Source organism: Bdellovibrio sp. BCCA, from assembly GCF_037996825.1.
Taxonomy (GTDB): domain Bacteria; phylum Bdellovibrionota; class Bdellovibrionia; order Bdellovibrionales; family Bdellovibrionaceae; genus Bdellovibrio.
Genome location: NZ_JBBNAC010000001.1, coordinates 972,519 through 992,251 on the forward strand (window position 1 = coordinate 972,519; position 19,733 = coordinate 992,251).

General features: G+C 46.6%; 19 protein-coding genes. 12 read left to right on the forward strand and 7 right to left on the reverse strand.

What is annotated here, in order from left to right:
• Positions 1-20 precede the first annotated feature (20 nt).
• A complete protein-coding gene (gene secG, locus AAAA78_RS04805) occupies positions 21-419 on the reverse strand; it encodes a preprotein translocase subunit SecG (RefSeq protein ID WP_340590629.1) in 399 nt (132 codons plus the stop codon).
• Positions 420-562: 143 nt separating this feature from the next.
• Between secG and AAAA78_RS04810 the strand changes: the two genes are divergently transcribed.
• A complete protein-coding gene (locus tag AAAA78_RS04810; RefSeq protein ID WP_340590630.1) occupies positions 563-1,033 on the forward strand; it encodes a hypothetical protein in 471 nt (156 codons plus the stop codon).
• On the opposite strand, the gene AAAA78_RS04815 is transcribed toward AAAA78_RS04810, so the two are convergent.
• Both AAAA78_RS04815 and AAAA78_RS04820 read right to left on the reverse strand, forming a co-directional pair.
• A complete protein-coding gene (locus AAAA78_RS04815; protein ID WP_340590632.1) occupies positions 1,030-1,764 on the reverse strand; it encodes a hypothetical protein in 735 nt (244 codons plus the stop codon). The two genes, AAAA78_RS04810 and AAAA78_RS04815, sit on opposite strands and share 4 nt — an antisense overlap.
• Before the next feature lie 15 nt (positions 1,765-1,779).
• A complete protein-coding gene (locus AAAA78_RS04820; protein ID WP_340590633.1) occupies positions 1,780-2,634 on the reverse strand; it encodes a hypothetical protein in 855 nt (284 codons plus the stop codon).
• 212 nt (positions 2,635-2,846) lie between these two features.
• Here AAAA78_RS04820 and AAAA78_RS04825 point away from each other — a divergent pair, with 212 nt between their 5' ends.
• Genes AAAA78_RS04825 through AAAA78_RS04840 form a run of 4 tightly spaced genes read left to right on the forward strand, consistent with a single transcriptional unit; the run spans position 2,847 to position 6,435 of the window.
• Positions 2,847-4,004 (forward strand): hypothetical protein, encoded by a 1,158-nt coding sequence (locus tag AAAA78_RS04825; protein ID WP_340590635.1) that lies wholly within the window; start codon positions 2,847-2,849, stop codon positions 4,002-4,004.
• Between the two features lie 27 nt (positions 4,005-4,031).
• A complete protein-coding gene (gene tmk, locus AAAA78_RS04830) occupies positions 4,032-4,667 on the forward strand; it encodes a dTMP kinase (protein ID WP_340590636.1) in 636 nt (211 codons plus the stop codon).
• A gap of 10 nt (positions 4,668-4,677) precedes the next feature.
• A complete protein-coding gene (gene holB, locus AAAA78_RS04835) occupies positions 4,678-5,622 on the forward strand; it encodes a DNA polymerase III subunit delta' (protein WP_340590637.1) in 945 nt (314 codons plus the stop codon).
• 42 nt (positions 5,623-5,664) lie between these two features.
• The gene (locus AAAA78_RS04840) at positions 5,665-6,435 is read left to right on the forward strand and encodes a TatD family hydrolase (RefSeq protein WP_340590638.1); all 771 of its coding nucleotides are present in this window, start codon (positions 5,665-5,667) and stop codon (positions 6,433-6,435) included.
• Between the two features lie 12 nt (positions 6,436-6,447).
• On the opposite strand, the gene AAAA78_RS04845 is transcribed toward AAAA78_RS04840, so the two are convergent.
• A complete protein-coding gene (locus tag AAAA78_RS04845; RefSeq protein WP_340590640.1) occupies positions 6,448-7,305 on the reverse strand; it encodes a S1 family peptidase in 858 nt (285 codons plus the stop codon).
• A gap of 260 nt (positions 7,306-7,565) precedes the next feature.
• Here AAAA78_RS04845 and AAAA78_RS04850 point away from each other — a divergent pair, with 260 nt between their 5' ends.
• The 7 genes from AAAA78_RS04850 to tpiA all read left to right on the forward strand — a co-directional run bounded on the left by AAAA78_RS04850 (position 7,566) and on the right by tpiA (position 16,279).
• Positions 7,566-9,122, forward strand: a complete 1,557-nt coding sequence (locus AAAA78_RS04850) for a beta-sandwich domain-containing protein (protein ID WP_340590641.1) — start codon at positions 7,566-7,568, stop codon at positions 9,120-9,122.
• Positions 9,123-9,132: 10 nt separating this feature from the next.
• Entirely contained in the window at positions 9,133-10,428 is a 1,296-nt protein-coding gene (locus tag AAAA78_RS04855) for a beta-sandwich domain-containing protein (RefSeq protein ID WP_340590642.1), read from the forward strand.
• Between the two features lie 30 nt (positions 10,429-10,458).
• Entirely contained in the window at positions 10,459-12,009 is a 1,551-nt protein-coding gene (locus tag AAAA78_RS04860) for a beta-sandwich domain-containing protein (RefSeq protein ID WP_340590643.1), read from the forward strand.
• A gap of 107 nt (positions 12,010-12,116) precedes the next feature.
• Positions 12,117-13,085 carry a beta-sandwich domain-containing protein gene (locus AAAA78_RS04865; RefSeq protein ID WP_340590644.1) on the forward strand — a complete coding sequence of 323 codons (969 nt, stop codon included), beginning with the start codon at positions 12,117-12,119 and terminating at the stop codon, positions 13,083-13,085.
• Positions 13,086-13,211: 126 nt separating this feature from the next.
• Positions 13,212-14,219, forward strand: coding sequence for a type I glyceraldehyde-3-phosphate dehydrogenase (gap, locus tag AAAA78_RS04870; RefSeq protein WP_340590645.1), 1,008 nt, complete (start codon positions 13,212-13,214; stop codon positions 14,217-14,219).
• Positions 14,220-14,222: 3 nt separating this feature from the next.
• Entirely contained in the window at positions 14,223-15,425 is a 1,203-nt protein-coding gene (locus AAAA78_RS04875) for a phosphoglycerate kinase (protein WP_340590646.1), read from the forward strand.
• A 128-nt stretch (positions 15,426-15,553) separates the two neighbouring features.
• The gene (gene tpiA, locus AAAA78_RS04880) at positions 15,554-16,279 is read left to right on the forward strand and encodes a triose-phosphate isomerase (protein ID WP_340590647.1); all 726 of its coding nucleotides are present in this window, start codon (positions 15,554-15,556) and stop codon (positions 16,277-16,279) included.
• Here tpiA and AAAA78_RS04885 read toward each other — a convergent pair whose 3' ends face one another.
• The 3 genes from AAAA78_RS04885 to asnS form a co-directional block, all read right to left on the reverse strand.
• Entirely contained in the window at positions 16,280-16,717 is a 438-nt protein-coding gene (locus AAAA78_RS04885) for a hypothetical protein (RefSeq protein ID WP_340590648.1), read from the reverse strand.
• On the reverse strand, positions 16,714-17,826 hold the full coding sequence (locus AAAA78_RS04890; RefSeq protein ID WP_340590649.1) for a hypothetical protein: 1,113 nt from the start codon (positions 17,824-17,826) through the stop codon (positions 16,714-16,716). Before AAAA78_RS04890 ends, AAAA78_RS04885 begins: the two co-directional genes overlap by 4 nt.
• A gap of 74 nt (positions 17,827-17,900) precedes the next feature.
• Positions 17,901-19,292 carry an asparagine--tRNA ligase gene (asnS, locus tag AAAA78_RS04895; RefSeq protein ID WP_340590650.1) on the reverse strand — a complete coding sequence of 464 codons (1,392 nt, stop codon included), beginning with the start codon at positions 19,290-19,292 and terminating at the stop codon, positions 17,901-17,903.
• Positions 19,293-19,733 lie beyond the last annotated feature (441 nt).

Consider the following 19,733-nt stretch of genomic DNA (forward strand, 5'->3'; position numbering starts at 1 on the left):
AACGAAGCGAATATCACTAATTACTTAGTAGCAGGAGTCGCAGTGGCTGCAGGAGAAGTCGCTGGAGTTGCAGTCGCAGCCGGAGCCGCAGTTGCCGCCGCTGCATTTGCGTCAGCAGTCGGAGTCGTTGTTGCAGGTGCTGTCGCCGGAGCTGTTGGCAAAGGCAAAGTATCAACAACAGATTTTGTTTTTGAAGAAGTCAAAACTGACAAAGTTAAGCAAGTCACAGCAAAAACGATCGCCGCCCATACTGTCATTTTACCAGCCAAAGTTTGCGCGCCTGTTGCACCCAACAAAGAGTTGGAACCGCTAGATCCGCCCATACCCAATGCGCCGTCGCTTTTTGAGTCTTGAATCAACACAAGAACGATCAAAACAAGAGCAACAACGATATGCAGAATTCCGATGAAAGTAGCCATTTTCTAATATCTCCCAAAGATCCCTGAATATAGGGATAAACGGGGGGCTTCGTCCACCCCAAAGTGCCTGAAATCCCAACGAATGACGCGCAATGCTAAATACTGGTCTTTTCAAATGGCGCCGCCTCTATAAACTAATCCTTATGAAAAAACTCCTACTCGCATTGATCGGCACCATGATTCTAACTCTTTCGGCCTGCACCTCCAAAGAGGGGAAGCTTAAAAAACAGGCAGAGGAAATTGGCAAAGCTAAATTTATGGAAGTGCTTAAGAAAGAGGCCGACGACGGTTTGGGACAATCCGATTGGCTTCGTCAGGCGTATGTGGAGTATGTCGGCAATCGTTCCGAGGTTGAGGCCGAGAACGTGAACTTTATCGGCGAGACCGCGGCGACAGCCACCTTGGTTGTAAAAACTTATTCACCGAAGATGCGCCAGACCCTGATCTCGATTGCGGCGAAAGTGGATCCCGACAAAGCCCGCCGTTTTAATTTCGGAGAGGCTTTGGTTTTGATTCGCAGGCAGACAGGTCAAAATACAGAGACCGATTATCAGCCTTTGACGGTTTTAAAATTCACGAAATCGGGAGAGAAATGGGTTGCTGACAACCCTTAAAACATAATTCCCAACTGCAGTTTTAAAAGTGAAATGCGCGGAAGATAAGCAGCGATATTCAAAGCTGTGTCCACGTCATCTTTGTAATCATCATTGGTCGCGTATTTCACATAGTCATCGTCTTTCTTCGACAAAATCACAGGCTGCGCCCATGAAAACCAATCCACTCCAAAGGTGATGTTCTTTTTAATCGTCCAACGATTTCCCAAAGCGAAATGCACGCCCCATGATTCCAAGCCCACAACTTCAGCAGAAGGGTAGTGACTGCTCATGTTGTTAACGAATTTATCTCCCAGGTGAACGTCCAAAGAAAAGTAACTAATGCCGTAACTGATATTGAAAGTTTCATTGCCGAAAAAAGATCTTTTCGTCAGAGTGATTCTTTGCTCGGTGATACTGCCAAGGTCTGCAATAAAAATAGGAACACCAAAACTGCCGCGCAGATATTCCAGTTCCCAGGATTTTTCAGCGCCGTCATTCAAGCCCGCCGTCACACCTATCTTGCTGGGAAGAATTAAATCCAAAGGCGCGTAATTGCCAAGCACGTAATACTTATTCTCAGAACGACGCTGGCGGGACTCTTTAAGAGCTTCAAGAGAGAATCCCGAAGGTTTAGTAGCATTCTCTTCAGTGACAGTCGGGGCAGTCGAAGTCTCGTTCTGCTGAGCGAACAAAGAAGAGTGAAAACCAAGAGCGCAAACAACAACAAAAACAATTCGAGTTAATTTCATTCCAGAAACATACAATCAGTTCTGAGGACAGATCAAGGCCTTCTCTTCATCAGTGATGCGGAACTCAGGATATGGTTTAAAGTGGCGCAGTTTTTGGCGCAGGCGTGAATAACCGTGAGAGTTTCCGTCCGTGTTCAAGCGCCAATAAGCTTCCGCGCGTGAACTGCTCCAGCCACAGAATTGTTTGAGCGCCATGGCAGAAATCAATCCTGACGAGTGCCACCCATTCCAGCAGTGCGTGTAGACCGGACCATTGAGTCGTCCTTTGATGCGTTCGTAAACCAAGCGCAGAATTTTTTTATTTTCTCCGGCCGCTGCGTATTGTTTGTAGCGAAGTGTGTTGTCCGTGGACTTCACGGTGTCCTGGCAGCTCACGATCTTCGGCGCTTTCCAATAGTTTTCTGAATACAAATAAACCGCCGTTGAAAAATCATTCTTGCATAGATTTCTTAAGCCTGTCGTGGGCAGAGGATTGATGTTCGCGCGACGTTTGTAAAAATATTTATTGTTGGCGCCACCGCGGTACATGACCCCATGAAGAACAACGCGGAAGTTCCGAGTGCCATAAAGCTCCTGCATTCCGTGTCCTCGATTGTCGACCAACTTGGTGTGAGTGTCGGTCACTTTAAAGCGCTCTTTATATTTTTTAACTTCATCAGCAAGACTGAATTCCGGTGGTGTTTCGCCGACGTCTTTGGAGTCGTCTTCCGGAGAACTCATGGCAGAAAGAGAAGAGTCGTCTAACTCGTGCTCTTGCAGATCCGGCTCTTCAGGAGGCGTTGTCTCCGCAGAATCTTCCGGCGCACATCCGAGGATTTGTGTTGCTACAAAAAGGGCAAAAATTTTGGTGATAAATTTATGTGTTTCCATGGCCCTGATAGTGAGCGCCTGAAAATATTTTTCCAACTCGGTTCCAGCCCAACATTTTGAAGACTACGCGAATATAATCTTTTTCATGGCGAAACTCAGAGCCCGGACTGGATCTCGTCTTAGTGTCAAATGCTTATACAGATTTTAGTCGTGATATCAGGTGGTTATGCGTATATAAGAGCGGCCCTCCACTTGCACTTTGCAGTCCTTATATGAAAAATGCGTGGTCTTTTTTAGTGCTCACTGTGGTGTTGTTAAGCCCCCTGACCTGGTCATGGGCGGAAGAATCTCCTATTGAGACGGAGGTTCTTGAAAGCGTTTTAGATAAAGCGCAAATCGCAGAAAAAGAACACACGCAGATCCGTCTTTCTGATGGACGCGTTTTCGACTTTGACAAAATTCCCGATCGTGAAGCGATGAAGGCCGCGTTAGGTTTAAAACTTCCGGAAAAAGTAAAAGAACAAATTCTTGCGCGCGGTGGTTCGATTGAAGAAGCCGATCCTCTGGCACCTTATGAAAGTTTGCCAGAAGACCGCAAACAAAAATTCCAAGAAATGCGCTTGTTATTTCTTTCCAGCGCTGCCCGTATTTTGAATACAACGAAGTTCGCTTTCGGAGCAGGAAGCCTTGTCGGTGATGGTCTCAGTTTCGTGAAAATCAAAGTGAAAAAAGCTTTTGGCAAAGAAACGGAAGCGACGCCTTCTGTGCAAAGAACTTTCAACGAGCGCAGTCACCAAGCCGTACAAGCGGTGCTGAAAGGTATCGACTATAAACTGTGGTCCCAAGCGCCTCTTGTGATTGACTCCAACGAGTTTGGCGTCAGTGTTTCGGCGGGCCTCTTGGCAGAGACAGGAATTTTACGCAAAGGCGGCGGTGGTGCTGAAGAAGTGGGACTGAGTTTTGCTTTTAATAAACAATCTCGTGCTTTTGTTTTTGAAATTTTCCACAACTCCGAAAATTTCGATAACACCAAAGCCGCTGTCACGGTTTTAGGTGTGGTCGGTAAAGCGGGCATTACGCTGGGCCGTCGCAATGGCGCTGAGACTTTAAAAGGAAGTTCGTTTTATCCTCCGGCAGTTCCTGGATTTAGCACGGCTTCACCGGATTATTTTTCTGCAGGTTTAAGCTCCAGTTTAGGTCTTCCTCCGCCTCCCTTGGCGGATCTATTGACGTTCACGAATCGTTTTGAGCGCAATGCTCTGATCCGAATCACCGTTTCCCCGGTGGTCAAGGGTTTTGTGAGGGTGCAAATCGGCGACGTTAGGGGCTCAATGCGCCTTGTTGCGATGCGATTTGTTGACGTCTACCGCGCAATATCTGACAAAGTTCTTAAAACGGGAAGACGCTCTTGCGGTCCCGTCTTTAATTAGCACTTTGCATTCAATAAAGCGGGAATAATGAAATTTTTGGTTTTTGAGGGTCTGGATGGCTCTGGAAAAAGTTCTTTGATGATGGCTTTGGAGCGTGAGCTGCAAAAACGTCAGATTTCTTTTCATCGCACCCGTGAGCCTGGCGGAACTCCTTTGGGAGATGAAATCCGCAACATGATTCTTCGCACAGAAGGACCTTCTCCTTTGGCTCGTGCAGAACTTCTTTTGTATGAAGCAAGCCGTGCACAACATGTGGAGCAAGTGATTCGCCCTAAGCTGAACCAAGGCGTTTGGGTTTTGTGTGATCGTTTCGCCGCAAGCTCTGTCGCGTTCCAAGGCGGGGGCCGGGATATTTCTGAAAAAGACGTTGTGATGTTGAATGACTTTGCGACCGGCGGATTGAAAGCGGATTTGACGATCCTGCTGGATCTTTCGGTGGAAGAGTCCCGTCGTCGTCGTCAGGGACGTGGTGCTCAAAATGGCGAAAGCGAAGATCGCATTGAATCAGAAGCGGATTCGTTTCACGAAAAAGTTCGTCAATCTTTCTTAAAGCAAGCGCGTGAAGAGGCAGGCTCATGGCTTGTGCTCAATGCGCAGGAAACTCCGGAAGTTTTATTTCAGCAGCTTCTTAAAGCCTTGGCTGAAAAAAATATTTTAAAATAGGTTTTAACTCATGGCTCGCATGCTGGATTTTGTATTAGGACACCAAGACATCATCAAAAAGATGGTGGAGTCCTTTGAACAAGGAAAACCCGGACAGACTTATTTGTTTGTCGGCCCAGCAGGTATTGGTAAGAAACTGACAGCCATGGGACTTGCGCAAGCGTTGCTCTGCCCACAAAGTTCCCGTGGTTGCGGCAAGTGTCCTTCTTGTTTTCGTATTTCTCAAGGCTCGCATGAAGGTCTGAAAGTGATTGAGCCTTCGGGCGCGCAAATTAAAATGGAACAAGCGCGCGAGGTGATTGAGTTCTTAAGTCTTAAGAGTCTCTCAGGCAATCGCGTTGTCATCATTGATCAAGCGCAAAGCCTCAATCCTCAAGCGGCCAATTCACTTCTTAAAACTTTAGAAGAGCCACCTCCAGGAACGTTCTTCTTTTTGATTGCTCCCAGTGTGGCGGGCATCATGGCGACGATTCGTTCACGTTCTCGCATTGTGCAGTTTAAGCCTTTGTCTGCGGAAGATCTGGCACGCAAAACGAAAGCGCCTACGTGGGCGGTTCGTGCGGCAGGTGGAAGTTTTGAAAAGCTCGCACAACTGCAAGAAGGTCCTGAACAAGAGTTGCGTGAGAAATCAATTGAGATCCTCAATCTCTTTTTGCAAGACCGTGACTTTCTTTTAAATGAACTTTGGAGATCTGAATTCAAAGACCGCGCTCAAGGTCAACGCATGCTCTCTTATTGGGTTGGATTTATAAAAGACGCAATCTATCTGCAAGAAGGCGTAAAAAATCAAATCGCCAACGTCGACCAAGCGCCGTTAATAAAGGCCTTGGCAGAATACAGTCGTGAGTTTCTTTTGGATTTAATTCAGAAGGCTTTGCGCGCAGAACAAGCCCTGGGTGCCAACAGAGACCCTCAGCTTGTTGTTGAAGAACTCTATATCACGTCTCGTCCCTAAAAAAGGTACCAGGTACCTTTTTCCTGAGGTAAAATGGTTTCTATGGAATGGATAGATATTCACGCACATTTAAATATGCTCGAAGAGGGTGTAGAAGCCTCTATCGCAAACGCTAAAGCCGCGGGCGTAAAGAAAATCATCACGATTGGCACAGAGCCTGGCGATCATCCGATTGTTTTAGAAATTGCGCGCAAATATTATCCCGATGTGTATTGCACGTTGGGTGTCCATCCTCACGACGGCAAAGTCTATACGGAAGCCGCTGGAAAATTTATTGAAGAGCACGTCAGTGAACCTTGTGTTGTCGCGATTGGTGAAATCGGTCTTGATTATTATTACGATCAGTCACCGCGCCAAGAACAGCAAGACGCTTTCCGCGCACAGCTTGAAATCGCCAAACGCACGAAGATGCCGATTGAGATTCACACGCGAGATGCCGAAGAAGACACGATTGAAATTCTTAAAGAGTTTAAAGGCGATGTGACCGGCGTCATTCACTGTTTCACCGGAACAGAGTGGCTCGCTCGTCAATCGTTGGATCTGGGTTACAATATTTCTATCAGCGGTGTTGTGACATTTAAAAATGCCGACAGTCTTCGCAGCACAGTTAAAATGCTGCCACTGGATCGCATTCACGTAGAAACGGATTCTCCGTTTTTAGCACCCATCCCCATGCGTGGAAAAAAGAATACGCCGGCCTATGTGGTGCATACGGCGAAGTTCGTTGCAGAGCTCAAAGGAATTACTGAAGAAGAACTCTGCGAACAAACTCGTAAAAACGCTCTTAAAATGTTTCCTAAAATTCAGTGGTAAATCTTCATCGCGCTATTGATTGAAAAATCCAGCGCGAGTTTTCTTAATCCAATCCGCAAACGGGGCGACCTTCGTTGCTTGGGCAATTCCTTTGCAACTTGTTGTGCCGTTAGGAAGTCGTGGGCCATACACAGCCGAGTTCACGCCTAAAACTTTTAACTCGCCATTTTCATGATAGAACTGCGGACCGCCGGAATCCCCTTGGCAAATGAAAACCGGCACGGTTCTGTCTGTCCAATAGCGGTCAGGCATACGATCATAGTGAGCGTCCGTTTTCATAATGCCGCGATGAAGCTGACCGACATAGTCCATCGGGCTTTGACCTCGGCCTCCTGTATAGTCTTGTGATCTTCCGTAACCATAAACGTAGACGGTGGCATTGGAGTGGTCGGTGCGATCATCCGTATCGTAAGCAACGGGTTGATAGTTCTGTGGGAGAGAACCCGAAAAAAACGCCACGGCAATATCGTGATCGTATTCTTTTTTAGTGCTGTTGTAAGAATCCGGCACGAACCACTTGAGTCCCTTGCGCTCTGTTTTATTCCACCAGAAAGAATATTTATCGGTGAAGACCACATTGAAACCCGCAAGCTGAGGAATGTGTGCTTTATCAAAGCAATGGCCTGCGGTGAGCACCGAGTTTGTACCAATCAAAGTTCCTGTGCAAAACGAAACAGCCTGGCCATGACTGTTGACGATCTCTACGACAACAACACTCTTGGCGGCTTCGGTGTAGCGCTCGTGAATTTCTTCTCCGCCAATCACGGATTCCGAATGGGATGTGTCGGGAAGGTGATGTGTGTGCACATCGGGCGAGCATGCAGAGAGTGCAAGCAGCAAACTTGGAAGTAAAACACCGTAAGATCTCATAGAACTTCTCCTTTAAATGACAAAAGAAATACCGCAGGGAAAGTTCGCGAAGCAGGTGACGAATTTGAAAGCTGCGAGATAACAAAAGGGACCACATAGGTCTATGTTTTTCCTCAAGAAAAAGCCCCCGAAAAAGGGCCCCTGTCTAAACTTGAGACAGGTGAATACTTCTTATAGTGTTTTAATTTGCTTTAGGAACATCACGGAACAGGCACGAAGTTTGGAATAAGGCTCACGGAATCAAAATTTAAGGAGCCTTTATGAAACGTCGTTTGATTGCGAGTGTGCTCGCGGCTTTGAGTTTTGCGCAGAACTCTGCGTATGCGGATCTTACGGATCTCCCCAGTTTCGATGGGGTTACGGAGCAATTGCCTCCGATCCCATCACAACCTACAGCGACCTCTCAAAATACAGGAACTGTGCAAACACAGTTCGCCGGCTCCGTCGCTCTTAGTGGCATGTCGAGAAAATCAGGCGGCACTTTATATAAAGTTGAACTTAAACAGGCTCTTTCTTTAATCCGTTTAGATGTTCGTGTTACCGTCAATCAGCTTAAAATTTTGCAAACGACATTGGTGACAGATGCAGGTCAAAGAATTGACGTGCGCCAACTGAAAAACACCAGTGTTCTTGCGACGGACTCTCTTACTTCTTTTGAAAATTTAAATCAAAGTGATCGCATTGCTTCTATCGAACTTCTTGCAGAATCTTTCGGCGGTGAAGCCGACATTATGTTGACGGCTGTCGGTGATCGCGAAGTTCCTAAAATGACGGTGACTGTGGATCGTCCTGCAACAACGATTCCGTCAGCAAACTCAGACGGCGATAACCAAAGTGTATCTGTAAGACCAACACCTCCTCCACCGCCAGTTCCTGCGAGACCTCGAGATACGGTGATCCGCACAGGCGATCGAGTTTATTATTCAAATTCTGTCGGCGAGGTTCGCAGTATTTTTTCAAATGGAAAGGCCGTTGTCGCGCGTGATGGATATTATGACGTAACTGTGGATCTTCGCGATTTGGCGAAATCTATTTCTTGCGTCGGTAAAATCTGTGTAAAAGATGACGTTCTTTTTGAAAATACCATGGGCTATGCGAAAGAAGTTTTCTCAAATGGAAAAGTCCGTCTGATTCGCAATGGCTACTATGATACCTTTGTTGAAGCGTCGTCTTTAGCGAAATATGTGAAATGCCTGGGATCACTCTGTGAGGGAGATGCTGTTATCTTCTCGGGAACATCAGGAAAAGTGACGGCTTTATATGATAATGGCAAGGTGCTTTTAGAGCGTATTGGTTACTATGACACGTTTGTGGATTATCGCTCTGTTGCTAAAGCCACGAGTTGTTCGTCAACAGGAACTGTTTGTGTCGGCGACACCGTTTATTATCAAGGATCTGTAGGAAAAATCAGAACAATTTATGCGAATAATCAAGCTTTATTAGACCGTAATGGATACTATCCGACTTATGTTGATACAAGCGCCTTGGCGAAATCAGTTCGTTGTCTTGGAGCCCTTTGTCTCGGAGCCCGTGTGTACTTCTCATCGTCGGTGGGCACTGTGGCTGCCATTTTTGCTAACGGTAAAGTCTTGCTCCAACGTGCTGGTTATTACGACACGTTTGCTGACTCAGTTTCGTTATCAAGATCCGTGCAGTGTGAACGTGTAACAGGGATTTGCGCCGGAGATACGGTAATTTTCTCTAATACGATGGGCCTTGTTGCGGAAATTTTTGAAAATGGCCAAGCGTTGTTCGTTAGAAGCGGTTATTACGACACGTTTGTTGACGCTAAACTACTTGCAAAAAAGATTCGCTAGGAGATACCAGATGAAACGCTCAGCTATTTCAACATTCTTAGCGGCTTTAACTTTGATGCAAACAGCGCACGCGCAAGTTCTTTCGGACCTTCCGGATTTTGACGGTGCCAATCAAGAACTTCCGGCGATTCCCGCAACACCTGTGGTGACAGAGCCGGTTCAGTCTCAGTATGCAGGTTCCGTGGCGATCTCTGAGATCTCTCGCAAATCCGGTGGCACGCTTTACAAAATCGATTTGCAACAGCCTCTTTCGTTGTTGCGTTTGGATCTGCGTGTGACAAACAGTCAGCTTAAGATTCATCAAGCCACTTTAGTGACAGAGAATGGTCAAAGAATTGACGTGCGTGAGTACCGCAATACAGCGGTATTACCAACAGGCTCCGTCACGGCGTCAGAAAATTTGAACTTAAGTGATCGCGTAATTTCTATCGAAATTTTGGCAGAGTCTTATTCCGCAGAAGCTGATGTGATGTTAACGGCGATTGCTGACCGTGGTGTTCCTAAGCTCGCTTTAAGAATTGAAAGATCTCCGGTTGTTCCTCAGCGTCCTGATGTTCCGAACAGACCTCAAACTCCAGACAGACCACCGGTTTATGTGGATACAAGAATCTCTGCGGGTGATGTGGTTCTTTCTGGCCCACTGAGAGAAAACAAATACTACACGGGCAGAGTGGTGGAAGTGTACCGCAACAACCAAGCTCTGGTGCGCGATGACGACGACGGGAAAACATATGTTCGCGATTTAACTCTTTTGGGAAAACGCATCACCTGTGAGTCTTCAAAAAATATTTGTGAAAGAGCGAGCGTTCTTTCAGGACCTTTCACGGACAATAAATACTACTATGGTTCCGTGGTTGACGTTTATTCAAATGGAAAAATCCGTGTTCGCGATAACGATGACGGCAAAGTTTATGTTCGCATTGCGAAAGACATTCATGTGTCTGTGCGCTGCGATTCTTCTGGAAACTGTGTGGGCGACAAAGTTTTGTCGGGTCCATTTACAAATAATAAATACTATTCAGGAAGAATTGAAGGCGTTTACTCTAACGGACTTTTGAACGTTCGTGATGATGATGATGGAAAATCTTATCTTCGTCTTGCCAATGTTGTGATGAAATCTGTTCGTTGCGAAGGCAACAAAGGAATCTGCGTCGGTGACCGTGTTGTATCGGGTCCTTACCGAAACGGCGCTTACTACGCGGGTCGCGTGTTGGGAGTGTACTCTTCCGGAATCATTCTTGTTCAAGATGATGACGACGGAAAAGTATATCCTCGCAAAGCTCAGGAAATATCTAAAACTAGATAAAATTTTTTAATAAAACACTCGGAGATGAATATGAAAAAACAATTGGTCTTGGGAGCTCTTGTCGCAACGACAATTTTGCAAGCGTCCATTCCCGCGCATGCAGACAAAGAAACGATCGGCAATGTTATCGGTGGTGTGATCGGTGGAGTCATCGGTTCACAAATCGGTAAAGGTAATGGAAACACGGCTGCGATCATCATCGGTACGATCGCAGGAACAATGATCGGCGGCCAAGTGGGCCGTGATATGGACGAGGCAGATCGTCGTGCATTGGCAGAAGCGCAACAAAGAGCTTTGCGTGATCAATTAGGACGTCGTAATGATTGGGATGGCCGTTCTTACGGTTCAAGAACAGGTGCGCGCGGAAGTTTTACATCCGTGCGTGAGGGTTATAATTACCGCACCAATGAATACTGCCGTGAGTACACAAGCGTGATTTACGTGAACAACCGCACAGAGGAAACTCGCGGTGTGGCGTGCTCTCGTGCTGATGGTTCTTGGTATGAAGTGCAAACGACAGAAGTTCGTTTTAACAATGGCAACGCGGGTAACGGTGGTGGTTACGTGACTCCAGCACCTCGTCCTCAACAACCTAATCTTCCTCCTCCGCCAGCTCCTGTGCAGTCTTTGCGTGAAGGATCTGTGGCGATCAACACGGTCACTCGTCAATCAGGCGGGCAGTGGTATCGCGTTCTTGTGACAGAGCCGTTGACTTTGGATCGCGTGGAAGTAGCGGCGACGGCGGTACGCGTGAAAATTCACGAAGGCAGTGTTGTCACTCAACGTGGTCAACGTATTGCGATTCGTGAATTTCAAAACACTCCTGTTTTTGATGCAGGTTCAAGAGCCGTTTCTGAAAACTTGAATGTGCGTGAAAGAATTGTGGCGATTGATCTTCGCATGGAATCTTACGGTGGTTATGCCGCTGTTGAAGTGAAAGCTTTGTCGAACGAAGGTCGTCCTCGTTTGGCTCTTGAAAACAACGAGCCGGTAAGACCGCAACCTCCTGTTTATGACAACAGAAGTTTGAAAGGTTACTGCTCTGACGACGATCATCAGCAGTTCTATGCGGCGAAAAATTTCGCCTATGCAAGTGATGGTTTGAATTTGACGGATTCAGGTGCGACTCAATGGGCGCTTCAATACAACCAATCTCATCGTTGCAATACAGTTGGAGAATATAAAGCCCGTTACCAAGCTATTTACAATGTGGCTTACGCAAGCGACGGTTTGAATCTGACTTCCGCGGGTGCCAGAGATTACGCGCTTCAATACGTTGAAAACATGACGGCAAATGAAGCTCGTGAAATGGCTTCTGTGTTGAGAGCCGCTCAACGTTTTGCTTATGCCAGCGATGGTTTGAACATGACTTCTGCGGGAGCAACTAGCTTTGCGCGTAGCTGGGTTGAAAGCCGTTGCGAAGGTGTTGATCACATCAACATGCTCGCGAACCGTTTTAGAAGCGAATACAACTTCGCGTATTCTTCAAACGGACTGAACATGACTTCGGCAGGGGCTGTAAATTATGCAGCTAACAAGATTGCTCCACTGACACGTTGTGGTCACTTGTTGCGTAGATAAGTAGCTCTAGAAGGGGATTTCGGTCCCCTTTTGACACTAAAAAGCCTGGCACAGAACTTGGATTAAGGGTCATCGGATTTACAAAGACTTTAGATTAAGGAGTCTCCATGAAAAAGAACCTCGTTTTAGGATCAGTAATTGTCGCTTCACTTGTACAATATACAAGCCCTGCATTTGCGAACAAAGAAACAATCGGCAACATCATTGGTGGTGTTATCGGCGGTGTGATCGGATCAAACATCGGTAAAGGAAATGGAAACACAGCTGCGATCATCATCGGTACAATCGCAGGAACTATGATCGGCGGTAAAGTCGGAGCCGACATGGACGAAGCAGACCGTCGCGCTTTCCAGGAAGCGCAAGACCGCGCTCTTCGCAATCGTTTGGGAGACCGTTGTGACTGGGATGGCCGTAACTACGGTTCTCGCACAGGTTCTCGCGGAAGCTTCACAACAACTCGTGAAGGTTACAACAACCGCACAGGTGAATACTGCCGTGAATACTCCAGCGTGATTTACACTCGCAGAAGCACAGAAGAGACTCGCGGTATCGCGTGCTCTCGTCGTGATGGCTCTTGGTATGAAGTTCGTGAAACGGAAGTTCGTTTCAATGGCGGTGGCTACGGTGGCGGTCGTCAAGAACCTTCAAGACCTCCTCGTTACCCAGATGTTCCACAACGTCCAAATCTTCCACCTCCTCCTCCAGCTCAATCTCGTTATGAAGGAACTGCGAATATCAGCCAAATCACTCGTCGTACGGGTGGTGAGTGGATCCGTGTTAACGTGAACAACGCGGTGTCTTTGGAGCGTATCGAACTTCGCGCCTTGTCTGCCGGTGTTCGCGTTCATGAGGCGATCGTGCACACAGAGTCGGGCAGCCAGATCCGCGTTCGTGAGTTGAGCCCAACTCCAACGTTCTATGCAGGTGACACAGCGGTTTCTGAAAACCTCAACTTGGGTCGTGATCGTGTTGTGGCGATTGATATCCGCGCTGAGTCTATGGGTGGATACGCTGACGTGCTTGTGAAAGCGGTTTCTAATAGCGGTTACCCTTCTTTGGGTGTTTCTCGCTACTAAGAGCGCCGTTCTCTCTGAAATTTTAAGATAATTTCATATAAAGCCAGTCTAATGACTTATAGTGTCTAGACTGGCTTTTTCGTCTGCAAAAGTCGATATTGAGGGGGTTTAAAAAGGAGCTCTCTCATGTCTAAATTGCGCGTTGGTATCAACGGTTTTGGTCGTATTGGTCGTGTTCTTTTCCGTGCGGGTTTTGAAAAACTCGATATCGTCGGAATCAATTCTTTGGATAGCATCGAAGGTGATGCACACTTGCTCAAGTACGACTCGGCTCACGGCGTGTTCAACGCTGATGTTTCTACTGAAGGTCACAATCTGATTGTTAACGGCAAAAAAATTGCGGTTTCTAAAACTCGCAATCCTGCTGAAGTTCCTTGGAAGGACTTGGGCGTGGATCTTGTTCTTGAGTGCACAGGCGCATTCAAAGACAAAGCGGAGTTCATGCAACACATCAACGCTGGCGCAAAACGTGTTTTGGTTTCTGGCCCTGCTGAAAAAGGTGCTGACATCACAATGGTGTACGGTATCAACCACGAATCATACGATCCAGCAAAGCACCAAGTTGTTTCCAATGCGTCTTGCACAACGAACTGCTTGGCTCCTCTAGCAAAAGTATTGAACGAGACATTCGGTGTTGAGAGCGGAACAATGATGACTGTTCACTCTTACACGAACGATCAAAAAATCTTGGATGCTCCTCACAAAGATTTGCGCCGCGCACGTGCAGCGGCTGTGAGCATGATCCCAACAACAACAGGTGCCGCGAAAAACGTGGGTTTGGTGTTGCCTGAGTTGAAAGGCAAGATCGACGGTATCTCGGTTCGCGTTCCAACTCCAAACGTGTCTTTGGTGGATTTCACTTTCCAAGCAAAAAAAGACGTGACGAAGGAAGCTGTGAACGAAGCTTTGATCGCGGCTTCTCAAGGCGCTTTGAAAGGTATTTTGGCTGTAGAGAAAAATGAACTAGTGAGTGTGGACTTCAACGGCAGCCCTTACTCTTCAATCGTGGATTTGGCTTCAACAATGGTTGTGGGTCCTCGCATGGTGAAAGTTCTTTCTTGGTACGACAATGAGACTGGTTTCTCTAACCGCATGGTTGACGTCGCACTTCACATGGCGAAGAAGGGTCTTTAATCCATGGCTAACGGTCTAAAGGGCATTAAGACAGTTCGTGATTTTGAACTTGAAGGCAAAGTGGTTTTCTTGCGTCTTGATTTGAACGTTCCGATGGAGAACGGAAAGATCACAGATGAAAACCGCATCACGGCATCTTTGCCAACGATCCAGTACTGCATCGAAAAAGGTGCGAAGATTGTAATGGCGTCTCACTTGGGGCGTCCTAAATCGAAAGACGACAAAGAATTTTCTTTGGAGCCTGTGGCAAAACGTCTGCAAGAACTTTTGAACGCCGAAGTGATCTTAGTCGAAGACCCGGATTCAGATGCGCCAAAACACTTGCTTCAGTCTTTGAAAAAGAATCAGTTGATCCTTCTTGAGAACGTGCGTTTTGAAGAAGGGGAAACGAAAGACTCCGTCGAGTTCGCGCAAAAAATCGCAAACTACTGCGATATCTACATCAACGATGCCTTCGGTGCTTCTCACCGTGCGCACGCGACAATCCACGCTTTGCCTTCTGTGATGAAAGACAAAGGCATTGGTTTCTTGATCGAAAAAGAAATCACGATGTTAGATTCTCTTTTGCAAAATCCCAAACGTCCTTACTTGGCGGTGATGGGTGGAGCAAAAGTTTCTGACAAGATCGCCGTCATCGAAAGATTGATGGACGTTGTTGACGGATTTATCGTGGGTGGCGCAATGGCTTACACTTTCCAAAAAGCTCAAGGTCTTCCAGTTGGAAAATCTTTGGTGGAAAATGATAAGTTGAAATACGCGAAAGAAATGATCGAGCGTATCGAAGCCCGCAATAAAACAATTCTTCTTCCTGTGGATCACGTGGCGACTAAAGGCATCACGGACACAGCAAATGCTCACGTCACAAAAGACGTGGTGATTGCTGAAGACGAATTGGGCGTGGATATCGGTCCTAAATCCATTCAAAATTTCTCTACAGCACTTCGTGAAGCAGGAACCATTTTCTGGAATGGCCCGATGGGTATTTTTGAAAATCCGGCTTTCGCAAAAGGAACTTTCGGTGTGGCGCAAGCGATTGCTGAAAGCAACGCTGTGAAGATCGTCGGTGGTGGTGACTCAGCTGCGGCAGCAGAAGCCTCAGGCTTTGCTTCAAAGATGACCCACATCTCGACAGGTGGCGGAGCATCCCTAGAATACCTCCAAGGCGACAAACTCCCAGGCCTAGAAATCCTACGTTCAAAGCGATAAACCAAAACTTCATCCCCTGACGAGCACGATGCTCGTCAGGAAGGCCTCTTAGGACGGACAGATTTTCAATCTACCGAGAACAGCTGAACAAGAGACGTTCCCCAAATCAAACTCAAGGAAACGAACAAATGAAAAAGATCTTCGCTGCCAACTGGAAACTCTTCAAAACTCCAAAAGAAACCCGCGAGTTTTTTGCGCAATTCAAGGAAGTCGCAAACAAAGCTACAGGCGAATTGGTCTTTTTTCCTTCGGCAATCTCTTTAGAAGCAGCAAGCACATCTCTCACGGGGACCACAATCAAATGGGGCGCACAGAATTGTTACTTCCAAGCTTCTGGTGCTTTCACGGGCGAAAACTCAGCTCAAGTCGTAAAAGAACTTGGTGGTAGCTATATTCTTATCGGCCACAGTGAACGCCGTAAAATCTTTGGTGAGACAGACGCGTTGATCGCTGAAAAAGTAGCCTTCACGCAAGGTTTGGGATTAACACCTATGCTTTGTATTGGGGAAACTTTGGAAGAGCGTGAAGCCTCTCACACTTTCCGTGTTCTTGAAACTCAACTTCATTTGGGATTAGCGAAAGCCGATAAAACAAAACCTGTGGTGATCGCCTATGAACCTGTTTGGGCGATTGGAACGGGAAAAGTGGCGACTCCAGAGCAAGTGGCTGAAACACACACAGATGTTTTCAATATCCTATCTAAATTGGGTTTTGCACAAAGTCCGATTTTATACGGAGGCAGTGTGAAGCCAGACAATGCTGCCGGCCTTATCAAACAACCTCACGTAAATGGATTCTTAGTTGGCGGAGCTTCACTGGAAGTGAAGTCCTTTAGCGAAATCGCAGCGGTTTAATTAACCGTTGCCTTCAGTTTCTTCGCGAGCGGTATTTTTAAGCGACTCGCGAAGTTCCTTAGCATCTTTCTTTGGTAAAGATTTAATCGCCTCATCGACAGCCTTTTTCTCTTTTTTATAAAGAGGTAAAAGCATTTCAGAAGCAGACTCTGAAGGATCATTTTCAAAAGTTAAAACAGCGACACGAACAAGTTCTTTTAATAACTTTGGATTTGATTTTTCTTTGCCAGAAACAATCAAGTCCACAGTATCTTCAATCGTTTTAATCATCTCTTGGTTCTTCGCGCTCACAGCGTCTTCTGTTTTTGTCGCTGAAACTTCAACGTCTTTAGCAGAATAGGCTTGCAGTTTTTCCAGAGACTGCTGAGCTGTCGTTGCATGCGCAGAAAAAGCTAAAAACACGGTGAGGGCTAAGGCGGAGAAAAAAAGTTTTCTCATGGTCTCTCCTTAATCATCACGCCGATCAACTCGCGATTTGGAATCGGTTGTTTGTCCGTACGGAAGAAGTCACTGACGTAGCCGCCTTTTGTACCCCAATCCGTTTTAATCTCTGCATGGCCCGCGTGATTTCTGTCACGCGTGTTGCGATAGATAAGAACGGCACCTTTCGGAGCATCCTTTGGACTTTTGATCAAACCTTTGTAGCGTGGATCTTCAAGCATGTTGATGAAACCGCGACGTTTTAGATCACCGACGCCATAACGCGCTTTTGATCCTGGAAGATAATCATCCACCAAGTCACCACCCAGAAGGGCGCGCTTCACGTAACGATAACAAAGTTTTTTTGAACGACGCTCTTTATTGCGCATTCCGTATTTGATAGATGCCTCGGCCTCTTCACTTAAAGAGTAACGAGCAACACCTGGGAATTTCGCCCATTTTGGATCTGGAATTTTAGGATTGGCCGCTTTTTCAACTTCGGTTTTAACATCGCGAATATCGGAACGATTTTTATCGGCGACACCAGGTTGAGATGTGGAGCACGTCGCACAGAAATCGCCTTCTGTCTTTTTAGGATCGTCGACTTTTGCGAGATTCGGGTCCGTAGATTTGACGGGTTTTTGTTCACGAAGAACTTCTTCTTTTGTAGGAAGGTGAGCGTCCTCGGTGCCTTCAGATGGAATACCCCCACCTTCGCGCTTTGCACGAGAGGTGAGAGCGATTTCGGGATCTTGAACTTCGGATCCCTCTTTATCCTTAAATGTCAGCCATGGGTCTTTTTGAGAAAAGTAAACCCAGGTTTCGTCGCCCACTTTAGGAAGAGTTCCTTTGTTATTGTGACCTTCAGCCACTTTCGTGATGCGAACTTTGATTCCATAAGAACCTGTGCGGCTAAGTTTGCGCGTCTCAAGCACCGTCCCTTCGGAACCTTCAGGAATCAGATACTTGATGTTGCGGGCGTTTTTACGGAAATCAAGTGAAGAGCGACCGTTGAGATCTCCCGTCAAAATGAGTTCTTGCAAATCATCGGGACCTTGGGCAACAGCCGAAGTCGCGGTGATCAGAAGAGCAACTAGTATGCGAGAAAAACGATTCAACAAATTCAAATTGATACTCCTGAGCCTCTCTTCGGAGTTCTCATCCAAAGTAAGAGGCTAGGAGGGAATATTTGGACAAAGGTCTAGAACAAAGCGTTCTTAGGCGTTCTTGGGAACGGGATCACATCTCGAATATTTGTCATTCCGGTGATGTACATCATCATGCGCTCAAAGCCCAAACCGAAACCGGAGTGAGGGAAGCTGCCGTAACGACGCAAATCCATATAGAACGAATAATCCGCTGGATGAAGACCGACTTCACTCATGCGTTTTTCAAGAAGCTCGAGGTTGTCTTCACGTTGAGAACCACCGATGATTTCGCCAATTCCAGGAGCCAGCAAATCCATCGCACGCACAGTTTTTTGGTCTTCGTTCAACTTCATATAGAAAGCTTTGATCTCTTTCGGATAGTCCGTCACGTACACCGGGCGTTTGAAATGTTCTTCGGCTAAGAAGCGTTCGTGTTCCGATTGCATGTCGATGCCCCACTTCACTGGGTACTCGAATTTTTTACCGGATTTTTCTAGGATCTCAATTGCCTCTGTGTAAGTGACACGACCGAATTCGCTGTTAAGGACGTTGTTCAATTTATCAAACAAGCCTTTTTCAACGAATTGGTTGAAGAATTCCATTTCCTCTGGGCATTGTTCCATCACGTAGCGGATGATGTACTTGATCATCGCTTCGCCCAATTCCATATTCGCAGACAAGTCGGCGAAAGCGATCTCAGGCTCAATCATCCAGAACTCAGCCGCGTGGCGAGAGGTGTTTGAATTTTCCGCACGGAATGTAGGACCAAACGTGTAGATGTTACGGAAAGCCGCACAGAAAGTTTCACCGTTCAACTGACCACTCACTGTCAAATTTGTCTCTTTGCCGAAGAAGTCTTGAGAGTTGTCGATCGTGCCGTCTTCTTTGCGTGGCGGTTTATCCAGTTTCAAAGTCGTTACACGGAACATTTCTCCAGCACCTTCCGCATCCGAGCCCGTGATGATCGGAGTTTGCACGTATACAAAACCTTGATCTTGGAAGAACTTGTGAATCGCGTAAGCCAAAACGGAACGCACGCGGAAAACTGCAGAGAACGTATTTGTGCGCGGACGAAGATGCGCGATCTCACGCAAAAACTCAAAGCTGTGTCTTTTGTTTTGCAGAGGATACTCCGCATCCGCTTTTTGATAGATTTCAATTTTTGAAGCCATCACTTCAAAGTTTTGTCCAGCCCCTTGCGACTTGATCACTTTACCTGTGACATAGATTGAGCTTGTGATGGAAAGTTTTGCCACGTCTTCGAAGTTCGGCAAATTTGTATCAAAAACGACCTGCACACCTTTAAAGAAAGTTCCGTCATTAAGTTCAATGAAACCGAAATTTTTTTGATCGCGGATCTTACGAACCCAACCCGAGAGTTTCACTTCTTTATCCAGATATTTTTCAGTATCTCTAAACAGAGATTTAACCAATGTCGTTTCCATGAATTGAATGCCCTTTCGCTGGCAAATAAAATAGCGTTCTTTCGCGCACTTGTCTAATCTGCTTCGAAAATAGACTCTCACAATTTGCGGATAACGCGAAAAGTCATTAGTCAGATTTTTACGTAAAATCAACAGGTTAAATTGAGACGGCGTCTTGCTGTGAAGACTTCACGAGCCTAAAATTGAGGAATCTCGTAAAGGAGTACGTATGTCGTCCAAAACCCATTTTCGCCTCTGCCATCGCTGCGGAAGTGTCAATTCAGCTGAGGATGAGCTGGTGACGACTTGTGAATGTTGTGGAAAGCATCTTGCGCCGTTTTATTTTTTCGACGAGAGTAGGGCCATGGGTATAAACCACTCGAATCTTTACTCCAGTGTGAAGGAGGCAACCGAAACGCTGCTTCCGCACAAGGAGTATCCCCCTGTTTGGGGGTTAACGGC

Excerpts from the sequence above, each read along its gene's own strand:
- AAAA78_RS04840 (WP_340590638.1), top strand. The coding sequence starts at position 5,665 with ATGGAATGGATAGATATTCACGCACATTTAAATATGCTCGAAGAGGGT.
- tpiA (WP_340590647.1), top strand. The coding sequence starts at position 15,554 with ATGAAAAAGATCTTCGCTGCCAACTGGAAACTCTTCAAAACTCCAAAA.
- AAAA78_RS04810 (WP_340590630.1), top strand. The coding sequence starts at position 563 with ATGAAAAAACTCCTACTCGCATTGATCGGCACCATGATTCTAACTCTT.
- AAAA78_RS04845 (WP_340590640.1), bottom strand. The coding sequence starts at position 7,305 with ATGAGATCTTACGGTGTTTTACTTCCAAGTTTGCTGCTTGCACTCTCT.
- secG (WP_340590629.1), bottom strand. The coding sequence starts at position 419 with ATGGCTACTTTCATCGGAATTCTGCATATCGTTGTTGCTCTTGTTTTG.
- holB (WP_340590637.1), top strand. The coding sequence starts at position 4,678 with ATGGCTCGCATGCTGGATTTTGTATTAGGACACCAAGACATCATCAAA.
- gap (WP_340590645.1), top strand. The coding sequence starts at position 13,212 with ATGTCTAAATTGCGCGTTGGTATCAACGGTTTTGGTCGTATTGGTCGT.
- AAAA78_RS04875 (WP_340590646.1), top strand. The coding sequence starts at position 14,223 with ATGGCTAACGGTCTAAAGGGCATTAAGACAGTTCGTGATTTTGAACTT.
- AAAA78_RS04885 (WP_340590648.1), bottom strand. The coding sequence starts at position 16,717 with ATGAGAAAACTTTTTTTCTCCGCCTTAGCCCTCACCGTGTTTTTAGCT.
- AAAA78_RS04865 (WP_340590644.1), top strand. The coding sequence starts at position 12,117 with ATGAAAAAGAACCTCGTTTTAGGATCAGTAATTGTCGCTTCACTTGTA.
- AAAA78_RS04850 (WP_340590641.1), top strand. The coding sequence starts at position 7,566 with ATGAAACGTCGTTTGATTGCGAGTGTGCTCGCGGCTTTGAGTTTTGCG.
- asnS (WP_340590650.1), bottom strand. The coding sequence starts at position 19,292 with ATGGAAACGACATTGGTTAAATCTCTGTTTAGAGATACTGAAAAATAT.
- AAAA78_RS04815 (WP_340590632.1), bottom strand. The coding sequence starts at position 1,764 with ATGAAATTAACTCGAATTGTTTTTGTTGTTGTTTGCGCTCTTGGTTTT.
- AAAA78_RS04820 (WP_340590633.1), bottom strand. The coding sequence starts at position 2,634 with ATGGAAACACATAAATTTATCACCAAAATTTTTGCCCTTTTTGTAGCA.
- AAAA78_RS04860 (WP_340590643.1), top strand. The coding sequence starts at position 10,459 with ATGAAAAAACAATTGGTCTTGGGAGCTCTTGTCGCAACGACAATTTTG.
- tmk (WP_340590636.1), top strand. The coding sequence starts at position 4,032 with ATGAAATTTTTGGTTTTTGAGGGTCTGGATGGCTCTGGAAAAAGTTCT.
- AAAA78_RS04855 (WP_340590642.1), top strand. The coding sequence starts at position 9,133 with ATGAAACGCTCAGCTATTTCAACATTCTTAGCGGCTTTAACTTTGATG.
- AAAA78_RS04825 (WP_340590635.1), top strand. The coding sequence starts at position 2,847 with ATGAAAAATGCGTGGTCTTTTTTAGTGCTCACTGTGGTGTTGTTAAGC.